The organism is Ruegeria sp. HKCCD7303 (assembly GCF_013111185.1).
GTDB lineage: Bacteria > Pseudomonadota > Alphaproteobacteria > Rhodobacterales > Rhodobacteraceae > Ruegeria.
The window spans coordinates 233,453-247,407 of the sequence record NZ_WVRE01000001.1; the positions used below are offsets into that span (position 1 = coordinate 233,453).

Annotated in this window: 9 protein-coding genes; 6 read left to right on the forward strand and 3 right to left on the reverse strand. The window is 57.1% G+C overall.

Annotation, left to right across the window (positions count from 1 at the left end; translation table 11 throughout):
• Window positions 1–217 precede the first annotated feature (217 nt).
• The 4 genes from GS630_RS01030 to GS630_RS01045 are packed head-to-tail and all read left to right on the forward strand — an operon-like array spanning window position 218 to window position 5,779.
• Complete coding sequence (locus tag GS630_RS01030; protein ID WP_171620848.1) at window positions 218–2,314, forward strand: hydantoinase/oxoprolinase family protein; 2,097 nt, start codon at window positions 218–220, stop codon at window positions 2,312–2,314.
• Window positions 2,311–3,978, forward strand: coding sequence for a hydantoinase B/oxoprolinase family protein (locus GS630_RS01035; protein WP_171620849.1), 1,668 nt, complete (start codon window positions 2,311–2,313; stop codon window positions 3,976–3,978). Before GS630_RS01030 ends, GS630_RS01035 begins: the two co-directional genes overlap by 4 nt.
• On the forward strand, window positions 3,975–5,042 hold the full coding sequence (locus tag GS630_RS01040) for a histidinol-phosphate transaminase (protein WP_171235816.1): 1,068 nt from the start codon (window positions 3,975–3,977) through the stop codon (window positions 5,040–5,042). Before GS630_RS01035 ends, GS630_RS01040 begins: the two co-directional genes overlap by 4 nt.
• Window positions 5,039–5,779, forward strand: coding sequence for an Asp/Glu racemase (locus GS630_RS01045; RefSeq protein WP_171235817.1), 741 nt, complete (start codon window positions 5,039–5,041; stop codon window positions 5,777–5,779). Before GS630_RS01040 ends, GS630_RS01045 begins: the two co-directional genes overlap by 4 nt.
• Before the next feature lie 32 nt (window positions 5,780–5,811).
• On the opposite strand, the gene GS630_RS01050 is transcribed toward GS630_RS01045, so the two are convergent.
• Together GS630_RS01050 and GS630_RS01055 are read right to left on the reverse strand one after the other, a co-directional pair.
• Window positions 5,812–7,359 carry a trimethylamine methyltransferase family protein gene (locus GS630_RS01050; RefSeq protein ID WP_171620850.1) on the reverse strand — a complete coding sequence of 516 codons (1,548 nt, stop codon included), beginning with the start codon at window positions 7,357–7,359 and terminating at the stop codon, window positions 5,812–5,814.
• A 238-nt stretch (window positions 7,360–7,597) separates the two neighbouring features.
• Window positions 7,598–8,950, reverse strand: a complete 1,353-nt coding sequence (locus GS630_RS01055) for an MmgE/PrpD family protein (protein WP_171620851.1) — start codon at window positions 8,948–8,950, stop codon at window positions 7,598–7,600.
• A 222-nt stretch (window positions 8,951–9,172) separates the two neighbouring features.
• On the opposite strand from GS630_RS01055, the gene GS630_RS01060 reads away from it, so the two are divergent.
• Together GS630_RS01060 and GS630_RS01065 are read left to right on the forward strand one after the other, a co-directional pair.
• Window positions 9,173–10,069: a LysR substrate-binding domain-containing protein gene (locus GS630_RS01060; protein WP_171176678.1), complete on the forward strand. Its 897-nt coding sequence runs from the start codon at window positions 9,173–9,175 to the stop codon at window positions 10,067–10,069.
• A gap of 394 nt (window positions 10,070–10,463) precedes the next feature.
• Complete coding sequence (locus GS630_RS01065) at window positions 10,464–12,881, forward strand: FAD-dependent oxidoreductase (RefSeq protein WP_171176680.1); 2,418 nt, start codon at window positions 10,464–10,466, stop codon at window positions 12,879–12,881.
• A 131-nt stretch (window positions 12,882–13,012) separates the two neighbouring features.
• Here GS630_RS01065 and GS630_RS01070 read toward each other — a convergent pair whose 3' ends face one another.
• Window positions 13,013–13,879 (reverse strand): LysR family transcriptional regulator, encoded by an 867-nt coding sequence (locus tag GS630_RS01070; RefSeq protein ID WP_171620852.1) that lies wholly within the window; start codon window positions 13,877–13,879, stop codon window positions 13,013–13,015.
• Window positions 13,880–13,955: the final 76 nt, after the last annotated feature.

Consider the following 13,955-nt stretch of genomic DNA (forward strand, 5'->3'; position numbering starts at 1 on the left):
GCCCATGGCGTGGAAATGTTTGTGTCGCTGGCGGTCGCGCATGTCGCAAACTTGCTAGCATGCTCTTCGATGATGCGAGAAAAAACACTATGACTCGGTATTGTATTCCTAATCGACTGGATCGCCGTGCGACCGGGTGTGATCTGGTTACGCCGCGCCAGTAATCGCCCTGTGGGGCGTACTGACGGCATGATTTCAGAAGACAACGGAATACCAAATGACAACCGCGTTACGCCTGGCCATCGATATTGGTGGCACTTTTACTGACACAGTTCTGGTCTCTGGGGATGAGACGATACTTGCGTCAACGAAAACCCTGACCACGCATCAAAATCCCGCCGAAGGCGCCATGGAAGGCGCTGAACGCGTCATGGCGCAGTCGGGTCGGTCACTGATGGAGGTCACCGGGTTTATCCACGGAACCACACTTGCGACAAACGCGCTGATTGAACGGCGTGGGGCGGTTGTGGCCACGATTTGCACCGAAGGGTTCCGAGATATCCTCGATATCGGGTACGAGCGACGCTATTCCCAGTACGACATCAATTTGGAGAAACCTGATCTTCTGGTCCCGCGGGAACGGTCTTTTGTGATCCGCGAACGTATGTCGGCTGAAGGAGAGGTCCTGGTCGCTTTGGATGAGACACAAGTAGAACGCTTGCTGGCTGAACTTGACGCCAGCGGGGCAGAGGCGGTGGCGATCTGCCTTATACACTCTTACGCCAACCCCACGCATGAAAAACGCTTGCGCGATATTCTGGCCGAGCATCGTCCTGATCTTACAATCTCGATTTCGTCCGACGTCAGCCCCGAAGCGCGAGAATTCGACAGGCTCTGCACCACAGTCGCGAACGCGTATATTCAGCCGCTGATGGAGTCATACCTGAGCCGGTTTATTAAGCAGTTTGCAGCTCAGGGTGTGAATTGCCCAATCCTGATGATGACTGCGGGCGGAGGGATGTGCACAGTGGAAACCGCGGCACGCTTCCCCATCCGGCTGGTTGAATCCGGGCCGGCGGGTGGAGCCATTCTGGCTGCTAGGATTGCGGCGCGGTCCGGGTTGGACCAAGTGTTGTCGTTTGACGTAGGCGGTACCACAGCCAAGCTTTGTCTGATCGACAAGGCGCGCCCTCAGACCTCCAGATCCTTTGAAATCGCGCGCGCCGCGCGGTTCATCAAAGGTTCGGGCATGCCTGTGCGTATTCCGGTGATCGAGATGATTGAAATCGGTGCGGGCGGCGGTTCGATTGCAGGCGTCGATCGGCTGGGGCGCCTGACCGTTGGCCCGAAGTCGGCCGGATCGGAACCCGGGCCGGTTGCCTTCATGCGCGGTGGCACAGAACCGACAGTCACCGACAGCGACATCACACTCGGCTACATTGTCCCGGACACATTTGCCGAGGGGCATATCAAGCTCGACCCCAAGGGCTCAAAGGCGGCTCTGAAACGCGTGATTGGTGAGAGGTTGAACCTGGATGCGATTGGGTCCGCAGATGGGGTCAGTCGGATCGTGGATGAGAGCATGGCCAGCGCGGGGCGAATGCATGCCGTAGAAAGTGGCAAAGATCTGGGTCCGCGCACGATGATTGCCTTTGGTGGCAATGGGCCGCTGCACGCCAGCAGGGTTGCGCGCTCTGCCGGTGTGTCGCGTATCGTGATCCCACGCAATCCGGGGGTCGGATCCGCAGTTGGTTTCCTGTTTGCGTCTGTGTCGTTTGAGATCGTCCGCTCTCGCTATTCTTTGCTGGACAGCATGGATATGGACGATGTGAATGCTCTGTTCGACATAATGATTGCCGAGGCAAAAGAGGTTGTCGCCCAAGGCGCAGGTGATGCGCCGACCGAAGTCCTACGCACTGCCTTTATGCGTTACAACGGACAAGGGCACGAGATCGAAATCTCATTACCGGATCGCGCGCTGTCGCCCGAGGATATCGCGCCTTTGACCGCCGCGTTTGAGGAAGAATACCGCAAGCAATTCTCGCGCCCCGTCCCGGGTATGCAGATCGAGATTCTCAATTGGGCTGTTCGTGTCGCCACCCCGGAACGTTCCGTTCCACCAGTTCCGGAAACGCCTGAACCTTCTGTGTTTAAAGTCTCTGAAACGCGACCCGTCACGTGCGACGTAGATGGAACTGCGAAGGACGCGGCTTTTGTCGCCCGCGCTGATTTGAAACCCGGTGACCGCGTTCGGGGACCAGCGCTGATTCATGAACCGCAAACGACGACGCTGGTCTCTGCCGATTTCTCGGCCCATTTGGACGCCATTGGTAATCTTGTCTTGATTCAGGATCAGAAAGGAGGCGCAAAATGAGTGCTGAGCTTTCCCCAAAACTCTCTCCTGCCCGCTTGCAAGTGATGTGGAACCGCCTGCTTGCGGTGGTCGAGGAACAGGGTCAGACTCTGATCCGTGCCGCCTTCTCGCCCATTGTACGCGAATGTGGCGACATTTCCGCCGGTATCTTTGACGTCAATGGCCGTATGCTGGCGCAGGCCGTGACCGGTACGCCTGGCCATATCAACACTATGGCCGAAGCCGTTCTTCACCTGCGCGAGCGATTTTCGGTGCAGGACATGAAACCCGGCGACATCTATATGACCAATGACCCCTGGCTGGCTTCGGGGCACCTGAACGACTTCCTGCTGATGATGCCAGCGTTCAAGGATGGCAAGGTTGTTGGTTTTACCTCCTGCACCTCGCATCTGGTGGATCTGGGCGGTTTGGGTATGGGCCCCGAGGGGTCGGACATCTATGACGAGGGCCTGTTGATCCCGCCCTGCAAACTGGTGGAAGAAGGCACGCCCAACGCGCTGTTGATGGACATCATCCGTGCCAACTCGCGCGAACCCATTGCCAACGAGGGCGACATTTATGCCCTGATCGCTTGTTGTGAGGCCGGGGTGAACCGGTTGGTTGCAATGATGGACGAGTTCGGGATCGACGATCTGGACACTTTGGGCTGCTATGTCATCGACACTTCGCGTAAAGGCGCGCTGGAGGCCATCGCCGAGGTGCCCGAAGGCGTCTATAAGAACGTTCTGCGGATGGATGGGTACGAGAATGAGTTGGAGTTGCACGCCACGCTGACCGTTACCAAGGACGGGATGCACGTGGATTTCACCGGCACATCGGGCTGTTCGAAAAAAGGTATCAACGTTCCTTTGAACTATGCAACGGCTTACACGGTGTTTGCCTTGCGCTGCATCGTTGGCCCGGACATTCCGAACAATGCTGGCTCGCTGGAGCCGTTCACAGTCGATGGACCAAAGGGCTGCATCCTGAATGCGCAACGCCCGGTGCCGGTTGCGATGCGCCATACGCTGGGACAGGTGACACCGGATTTGGTCCTGGGGTGCTTGCACCAGGCACTGCCGGATCAGGTTCCCGCCGAGGGTGCATCGTGCATGTTCGATCTGCCCATGCGTCATGCGCCCGAAGTGGCGGCCAATGGAGGGCGGGAATTTGCGATCGAACCAGTCCACAATGGTGGCACCGGCGCGCGACCCCACGCAGACGGATTGTCTGCAACTGCATATCCTTCTGGTGTGTTCGGTTCGCAAGTCGAGATCACTGAAAGCGTCGCACCAGTCGTGATGTGGCGGCGGGAACTGCTGCCGGATTCAGGTGGAGCGGGTAAATATCGCGGAGGTCTCGGACAAAGGATTGAGATGACCTCGTCCAATAACGCGCCTTTCATCGTTTTCCTCTCGGTCGAGCGTCTGAAGTTCCCAGCCTTGGGCCGAATGGGCGGCCAGCCCGGTGCCCCGGGGCGCATCCGGTTCCGCGATGGCAACGACGATATACCCGGCAAAGGAGAACTGCGGGTGGAGGGCGATGATTACCTGATCTTCGACACGCCGGGCGGTGGAGGCTTTGGCGATCCGTCAGAACGGGATCCAAAGGCCTTGGCGCTGGATCTCAAACGCGGCCTTGTGACCGAAGCAGGCGCGAAAGCCTATGGAGACACGTCATCATGATCCGCGCAGTCGAGCATGTCCGCCAGATGGCAGCTTACGCGCTGGCGGATTTGGGTGGGCCCGAGACCGTGTCTCTGGCCCAAAACGAAAGTGCCTTTCCCGCCAGTCCCGCGGCTGTTGCGGCAGGGCAGGCGGCGTTGGATCAAATGCCACTTTACCCCGACCCAGACTGGCCAGAGCTGCGCAGTGCAATTTCTGAAACCCATGGTGTTGAGGCCGGGAACATCCTGTGCGGCGCGGGATCGATGGAGTTGATCGGATGCCTGATCCGGGCATTCGCCGGGCCGGGCGATCGGGTGCTGGGCACGGATTATGGCTATGCTTACGTTGCTTCTGCAACGGCGCAAGTGCAGGCCGATTACGTGAAAGCGCGCGAGGTGGATTTGACCGTTTCGGTTGATGACATATTGGCCGCTGTCACGCCTCAAACGCGGATTGCTTTTGTCTGTAACCCGGGCAACCCCACCGGGACTCTGATCCCGAATGCCGAAATTCTGCGCCTGCGCAACGCGTTGCCGGCGGACGTGTTGTTGGTGGTCGACCAGGCCTATGCCGAGTTCGCCGATCAGGATCAAAACCCGGACGAAGTCTTCGCGCTGGTAGATCGCGGCGACACTGTGGTCATGCGAACCTTTTCCAAGGCCTACGGATTGGCGGGCGCGCGCGTGGGTTGGGGTCTGTTCCCCGACTCTATCGCCGGTGAGGTGCGGAAGCTGTTGAACCCGAACAATGTCTCGATCCCTTCGCAGGCCATGGCGACCGCAGCGATGCGGGATCAGGATCATATGCTGGATACGGTTTCCAAAACCGCTGCCATTCGGGATCAGTTTGCCAATGGGTGCTGCGCTCTGGGGCTGGCGGTTGCGCTGAGCCATACGAATTTCGTGTTGATCCGTTTTGCCGACGTGGAGATGGCGCAAAAGGCAGATGCTGCCCTGCGTGCCCAAGGGTTACTGATGCGCGGCATGGGGGGCTATGGTCTGGGCGATTGTCTGCGCGCCACCATTTGTGAAGAACCCGTAATGGATCGGTGCCTGACCGTTTTGAAAGAGGTGACGTCATGACCCATGAGACCCGAACACGGGCCAAGATCGGTGTGCTGGTGCCGTTCACCAACACCAACCTTGAGGCAGACATGATGCTGATGCGTTGCCCGGACACGACCGTGCATTTCCAGCGCATGGGCGGGTATGATGTGGATGAAATTCCGGGCTCGGATCAAATGGCGGGTCTTGGGGCTTCGGACATCAGCCATGATCTGAAGATGATAGCAGGTGTGCGGCCTGATGTGGTGCTCTATGGCTGCACGTCTGCCACTCTGACACACGGCCCGTCATTTGATGAGCAATTGGCACAGGACATTAAGGCAGGGTCAGGCGCACTGTCTTTTACCGCCGCCGGATCATTGATCCATGCAATCAAGGCTTTGGGCGTAACCAAAGTGGGGTTCTCGTCACCCTATCTGGGCGAGATTAACTCGCAGGCAGTTGATTTTCTGGCGAAAAACCAGATCACAACAGTCAAATGCGCTGATATTGGTCGTGAGCTTGGGAATTACGGACAGGGTGAACTAACCCCCGACGAGGTGTTCAATCTGGCCTGTCAGGCTGACCACACCGAAGCCGAAGCCATCGTGCTCAGCTGTACCGACATGCGCGCGGTCGAGGCCGTTGACCGGATCGAAGCCACGCTGGGCAAACCCGTGGTGACGTCCAATCAGGCCATGATGTTTGCGCTGATGCGGGCTTTGGGCTTGCCCCGACAAAGAAAACTGCCGGGGCGCTTGTTCGACCTGTTGTAAACAAAGGCCGGGCTGATAACCCGGCCTTTTCTTTAGGGCTCGTCGGAACCGATTTCTTCTTTGCGCTTGGCAATATAAGCGTCCAACTCCTCACGGATCGCGGGGTCCATTACCGGTTCTTCGTATTCGCGCAAAGCCTGCTGCCAGATTTCCGTCGCCCGGTTCAGCGCGGTCTTGGACCCCGCAGCTTCCCACGCGCCATGGTTTTGCCAGTCGGACAGCATGGGAGCATAAAATGCAGTTTCATAGCGTTCCATCGTGTGTTCAGAGCCAAAGAAATGGCCACCAGTGGGCACATCTTTGATCGCGTCCAGCGCGAGTTCGCCTTCGTCAAATTTCAGAGGCTTCAGATACTCCATCATGTTTTGCAGGATTTCCACATCCATGACGAGCTTCTCATAAGATGCCGTCAGCCCACCTTCGAGCCAACCGGCTGCGTGATAGACCAGATTGGCCCCACCTAACACCGCGCCCCAGGTGGCCATCATCGTCTCATAGACCGCCTGCAAATCGACCACGTTCGAGGCGTTGGCGTTCGAAGTTCGATAGGGAATGCCATAACGGCGGGTCAGCTGACCGCTGATCATATTGGCCTTGGTGTTTTCTGGTGTTCCAAAGGCAGGCGCACCCGAGCGCATGTCGACGTTCGACGTGAACGCACCATACATCACCGGGGTTCCCGGATTGACCAGTTGGGTTAGCGTCACCCCGAACAGGGCCTCGGCATTCTGCTGGGCCAAAGCGGCGGGAAGGGTGACGGGGGTCATCGCGCCCATCAAAGTGAAGGGTGTGATCGTCACCGGCTGGCCGTGCTCGGCCATTGCGATCAGGCCGTCGCCCATCGCGTCGTCAAACAGGCGGGGCGAGTTCACGGAAATGATGGTGATCAGTCCCGGGTCGGCGCGCATCTGATCCAACGAGATACCCCGAGCGATGGCCATCATGTTGATGCCATCTATCGCCCGCCCTCGGCCAATCGCTGTGGCGTGAAAACTGAGGTCGCAATAGCTGAGGTTTGCGTTGTAGGTGTCCAGATGTCGATTATTGGCCGGCATTTCCTGCGGAGCCGTAACTTGATTGCCGATCAGGTGTATTGCGTTGAAGTGATGGGCCAACTTGATGAAGTTGCAATAGTCTTCATAGTTGCCCGGACGTCGCCCGTTGATGCAATCGTGAACGTTCGGCGGACCGGCGACGAGGCCAAAATTGACGTTGTTCCCACCCAAAGTGATCCGCTTGTCCGGGTTGCGCCCGGTTAGGGTAAAAGTCTTCGGGACGGTTTTCAGCGCCTCGTTAACGATGCTTTCGTCAATCCGAATGGTTTTGGTGTCTCGGTCTACCAACGCTCCGGCCTGTTCAAAAAGGGCCAAGACGTTTTCACCCATGACACGAATGCCTGCTTCAGAGAGGATACGCATCGAAGTGGCGTGCAGCTGATCCAGTTGATCTTCGCTCAGCAATTCCATCTTGGGCGAGGTGTTGACTACAGCCTGCCAGGGCAGCTGCTGAATTGCCGCGCTGCTGCGATCACTTTTGCCGCGTCGACCGCCTCCCCGCGCGCTGCGTCTTTCTCGTGCCATGTCAGGATCCTCGTTCGGGGTGACGGGCAGCCAGCAGGGCCTTCGAAGCAACGGGATTGTCGGCATGCAAAACGGAAATGGGAGATTTCACAGTGCAGTCTCTTTCTTCAATTCCTAGACCACTTGACGGGCTTTCGGTTCGGCGATGCTAAATCTCGAAACCGCAAAGGCGAAGTTCAACAAATCAACATCCAAACGTCGTGCGCATTCCACCATCAACAGCATACAAAAGCCTCGACTATGTTTTCGGTGCATCATAGAGCAGCTCGGCAAGGTGCGAGAACTTGGACCCCGGCTGGCACAGCCCCCACACGGCATCGCGGATGGTCGATGCGCGGGCGCTGCCCAGCGAGGGGGCAGCAAATTCCATGAACTTTTCGTCCACTTCAGCATCCTCCATGGGCGACTCAGGCCCCCCTCGGGCGTGAACATCGCCCGATTCAAGAATCCGCCCGTCTTTTAGTGTGATGGATACATCTGCCATTCGGTTTTTCGGGAAACGGTTGGAGTGTCGTTCGGTTTCACAAACGGAAATACGATCCACAATCGACGCGACGAGAGGGTCCGACAACCCGGCCCCGGTGATGTGTTCGACGCCTATCCGCCCATAGGCGGCAATGGTGGCGACGGCAAAAGGCAGAGAATACTGCGCTTTTGATGTGTCGTCTGGCATCCCCTGAAACAAGCAGGCGCTTTCATGGAAGGTATTGACCCGGATCGACGCAATATCATTGTGCGACAGACTATGATCCCGCATCAAGGCGCGGGTGGCGTCGATGGGGGCGTGCGCCCATCGGCAGATCGGATAGGGCTTCACATATTGATGCTCCATCTGCCAGAACTGGCCCAGATCCGTCCAATATGGCTCGACATCGTCCGCTTCGATGGTGATGGCGGGTGCGCCGGTAAAGCCTTTTTCGGCTAATACCGCCGAAGAGATCCCGACCAATGCCCCCCAGCCAGAACCGTCATGCAACATAGTAGGATTGGCGATTTCGCGCATCATCTGGCTGCGGGGGCCGTGATATTCTGCGATCCCCATGGCTTGCCGCATCTGGTCCTCACTCAGCCCACGCAAACGTGCAGCGACGGCCACAACGCCCAAGGCGTTCCACGCGCCCGAGGTATGGTAGTCGCTGACGGTGTTGTGCAGCGAAACCCCGGCCCGTCCGGCGATCTCATAGCCGACGGTAATAGCTGCCAGCGCCTCGGGTCCCGTAAAATCTCCTATCGTTTCCGCCACTGCGGCCAGTGCGGGAATGACCACGACACCAATATGGCCCTTTGTTGGGTTGTACCCGTCATGGCCGTCCAAATTGTCTGTCTGAGTTGCAGCGGCATAAGCCGCACCTGCAGCGCTGACCCGACGACCATCAAACATCATGCGCGCGCTGTACGCCGTGTCATCCGCACCGTACAATGCCATCGCAGTTTCGCGCGCAATTACTCCGGCTGACATGGGCCCGGAACCGATTGTGATACCCAATGTGTCCAGCGTCATCCGGGCCGCGGCCCTTAGTGTGCTATCCGGTATATCCTCGGCGCGTGTTTCAAGGGTAAAGTGAGCAATTTTCTGAAATCGGTCCGCCACGGTTCGCCTGCTTGCAATTGAAGTCTGTTACCGGTCTTAGTGGGAATGGTAGGCGCAATTCACTTGTGCGGCACGAAAACAATCTTTGGGCAATGGTACAGGAATTTTTGTGGGTCCAAAGTCAAACATGTCGCTTACGTAACAGTCTTTGTGTCGCAAAAGAACAAGAGGCCGGGTCAGTTACGCCATACTCGACAGGTGGATCGCCCGGGACATTTGCATATGATGAATCTACCGCACCTGTCGTTTCTGCGTTCTTTCGAGGCCGCTGCCCGCCATCTTAGTTTTACAAGTGCTGCGGAAGAGTTGAACTGCACGCAATCAGCCGTCAGCAATCATGTCCGGTCGCTTGAAGAATTTCTGAAGCGCCCGCTCTTTGTGCGCCACCCCCGGTCTCTGTCCCTTACGGATGTTGGCAAAGCGTACTTGCCCTCAGTGCGCCACGCGTTGCAGGAAATTGACGTTGCCACCCAGTCGCTTGTGCTGCGGCCCCATACCAAAACCGTGGTCGTCTCGTGCCCTGTTAGCCTGGCGGGAAATTGGCTGCCCAACGTCATTCAGGGATTTTCAGAAAGCCATCCGGATATTTCCGTGACTGTACACGGTACCATCTGGACGGATGTGGACCCAAATGTTTCGGATATCTCGATTACGATCAATCACATAGATGACGCGTCTGAAGGTCTGGAACGATTATGGGTGGAAAAGCTGACGGTGGTCTGCTCTCCGGGCTATACCGTGGGCAATCAACCATTGAACGATCCCCAACAATTACACGATGCGCAACTGATCCACATTCTGGGTCGCTCGGCATATTGGGACAAGGTGGCCGCTGAGTTCGGGCTTGAAAATCTTGGCCAGAATGAAGGTCCAAGAACCAACGTCTCGAACCTAGCGCTTGAGCTTGCATCAAAATCCTTGGGGTGTGTAGCGATCCCGAAGTCGTTGGCGCAACCTTATGTAGAGCGGGGGCTTCTGATTGAGCCCTTTGATCTGAATCTGGAAAGCCCTTGGGCTTATTATGTCAATCTCCGAGAGGTCAATGCCACGCCTGCGGTTCGACTGTTCCAGAACTGGTTATTGAAAGTGGCAACCGAAACAGAGAGCCCGATGGATTGATTGGCTCACTCTTGGGCCTGTGTTGTCTTTGCCGCCTGCACGTTTCCATGCCAGCCGGGGCTTATGGTTGGCGCAGAAAATTCGACCACAATGGGCCCGTTTTTTTTGCATGTCTTGAGGGGACAACCGTCTTAGGGTCTGTGCGATACCCTGCGCAGTCAACACAAAGCACCATCTGTAATGAGCCAGATATCCGAAGACCGGCCAGATCAAATCCGCATCCGTTTGCGCAGGAAAGATCATTTTTCAGGAAATATTCTTACTCCGTCGGGCTACGTCTCCTGCGTGCGGGTTTCGATGTGCCGACACAACTCAACAGTCGAGGTTGCCAAATTCCTCGCCGCCAGGAAAGAATTCGCCGCCTGAGCCGCGCCGCATCCAGGGAAACCCTTTCATGAAAACCCACGCACAAGCTGTAATCATTGGTGGTGGTCTTGCCGGCACCTCGATTCTGTACCACCTCGCCAAGCTTGGTTGGACCGATGTCATCCTGCTGGAACGGGACGAATTGACCAGTGGTTCAACCTGGCATGCGGCGGCCAACATTCACGGTCTGCACGACAACAACAACATCACCCGTATCCAGCATTACACGATGAACCTGTACAAAGAGCTGGAAAAGGAAACCGGTCAAAGTTGCGGTGTGTTCCAGCCCGGGTCACTATATCTGGCCCAAACTGAAGAACGCGAGCAGCAGTTGCGCCTTCAAGAGGCGAAAGCGCGGTTTTACGGTTTGAACTTCCACGAAGTCAGCCGTGAAAAAGCAAAAGAGCTGCATCCGCTGGCGCAGTTCGATGACATCCGCTGCATCATGTATGAACCCGATGGCGGCAACGTGGATCCTTCTGGTGTACCCCATGCCTATGCCGCCGGAGCGCGTGCCATGGGGGCTACCATTGAACGGTTTTGCCCTGTGACGGGGACCGAACAACAAGCGGACGGCAGCTGGATCGTGCACACGCCCAAAGGCGACATTCACACGCAATGGGTGGTCAACGCGGCGGGCCTTTGGGGTCGTGAAGTGGCAGCACTGGCGGGGTTAACCCTGCCGCTACAACCCACCGAGCACCAGTATTTCGTGACCGAAGCCATTGATGAGGTTGCCAATCTGGGCCGCCGTTTGCCTTCGATCGCGGACCGGGATGGCGAATATTACTTCCGACAGGAGGGCAACGGGCTGCTGATTGGTGCTTATGAAAGAGACATGAAGTTCTGGGCCGAAGACGGCACGCCTCTGGACTTTGCGCATGACCTGTTTCCCGACGATCTGGACCGGATCATGGAAAACGTCATCCGCGCGACAGAGCGTGTGCCGGTCGCAGCAACCGCCGGTGTAAAACGAGTCATCAACGGGCCGATGATCTGGTCGCCTGACTCGAACATGTTGTGGGGGCCGGTGCCCGAGCTGAAGAACTATTTCCTGATTGGCGGTCTGATCCCCGGTTTTTCGCAGTCCGGCGGTTTGGGCCTTTTGGCGGCGCAATGGATGATCGAGGGCGAGCCGCAATATGACATGTTTGCTTGGGATTTAGCCCGTTTTGGCGACTGGGCCGATAAGAAGTTCACCAAAGCGCGCGTGCAGGATTCCTACATCCATCGCTTCAAGATTCACTTTCCCAACGAAGAGCGCAGCGCCGGCCGTCCGGCCCGCGTGCGCCCCGCATACGAGATGCAGAAGCAGATGGGTTGCGTCTTTGGTCTGAACTGCGGCTGGGAACACCCGCTATGGTTTGCCGACGAACCCGACACTGAAGAGACTATCGGCTTTACCCGCCAAAACTGGTTCGATCCGGTTGGGCGCGAGGTAAAGATGCTGCGCAACAGCGTGGGTATCATCGATATCTCGAACTTTGCAAATTACGTGATCAAGGGGCCAGGTGCTTATGACTGGCTGGACCGTCTGGTGGCCAACCGTGTGCCAACCGAAGTTGGGCGCAGTTGCCTGACGCCTCTGATCTCGGTTCGCGGTGGCGTGGCAGGTGATTTTACCATCACCAAGCTAGCTGAAGACGAATACATGATGATCGGGTCAGGAATGGCCGAACGTTACCATCAACGCTTCTTTCAAATGGTCGAAATGCCCGAGGGAACTACACTGGAGGTCGCGACTGATCGTATCGCCGGGTTCAACATAGCAGGCCCGAAATCACGCGAGACACTGGCGCGTCTGACCAATGCGGACTTGTCCAATGAAGCATTCCGTTTCATGCGATCCCAGAAAATCACGGTTGCAGGAATAGATTGCCTGGCCATCCGTGTTAGTTTTACCGGCGATCTGGGCTGGGAACTGCACTGCGCCGAGGCTGATCAGGTCGCACTTTACACCGCGTTGCTGGAAGCTGCCAATGACTGCGGTGGTGGCCCGGTCGGTGGGCGTGCTCTGGGATCATTGCGTATCGAAAAGGGCTATGGGTCCTGGGGGCGGGAGTATTCTCAGGAATATTGGCCGCAAGAAGTTGGATTGGCGGGGTTGATCAAACTGGACAAGGACTTCCTGCACAAGGATGCCTATTTGGCGATCAAGGACAATGCCCCGCGCGAGGTTTTGTCCGTCTTCGAACTGGACGTGGCCGAGGACGCGGACGCGACCGGTAGTGAGCCGATCTTTACACCTGACGGTAGGCCAGTGGGCCGGGTCACGTCTGGGGCGTTTGGCTATTCAGTCGGGAAATCATTGGCTATTGGGTTCCGCAACCCCGAGGTGACGAAACCCGGGGATGAGGTGATCATTCAGGTCATTGGTAAACCGCATACCGGGCGGGTACTGGCCGAAGCCCCGTTCGATCCCAATGGTGGCAGGCTTCGCAACTAGTCCTGGCGCAGGCACAGTCCTAATGGGCCCGCCTAACCCCCGAGGCATGTCAATATTTGAACTCAAAAACAGCGCACTGCGAAAGGCAGCGCGCATTCAAACCGAATTGCGAAGCACATCTGATCAGAGCTTCAACTCTGAGACACCAACCAATCGATGACGTTCTGGACTTCTCGTCTGTCGCGGCTTCCGTCCTGCGCCTCGACAAAATAGCCATGCGTTGGTTTGATGTCTTCGTCGAACAGGCGCAGCACACGCCCCTCTCTTAAGTCCTGATCAATCAACGGCAGCCAGCCCACCACCGCGCCTTGTCCCTCGGCCGCACCTCGCAACAGAATATTTGCATCTTCAAACACAACGCCTATCAGGGGCGATGCGGGCTGCACGTTCATCGCGGCGAACCAGTCCAGCCAACCCCAGTGATTGCGCTGGTGCAGAATAGGCTTGTCCAGCAGATCTGCGGGAGTGTTAATTGGTCCATATTGGTCCAAATATTGCGCGCTGGCGATGGCGACAGGTCGCAGCTCCAGCAACTTGAGCGCTCCTCGTGGCATGTCCACCAATCGATGCCAGCTCAGGACGACATCGGCATGCGTTTGATCCCCCATGCGCGGGCGGTATGAGGGAACAACCTCAAGTTCGATCCCGGGGAAACTCTGCCAAAGATCGCTGATGCGCGGCATTAACCATCGGGCCGTCAAAATGGGTCCGGCTGCTAAACGGACAACCTTGCGTGACGTTCTGCGCAAGCGCCCGACCGTGTCCTCCAGCATTCCAAAGGCGCGCGCTGTTGTCTCGGCTAGACGCTTTCCGTCTTCGGTCAGTTTGACTTCGCGCCCTACGCGTTCAAACAGCAACGTGCCCAGTTGTTCTTCCAATCCTCGGATGTGGTGGCTGATGGCTGTTGGTGTCACAGAAAGGCGCTCGGCCGCAGCACGAAAACTGCCAGTCTTGGCCGCAGCATCGAATGCGCGCAGCGCGGATAGAGATGGAAGCATGGAAGCCTCAATGATGAGTTCAACTCACTAGTTGCTGAGGAAAGACCATTTGTAAATAGGCCACTATGGCTGCAAT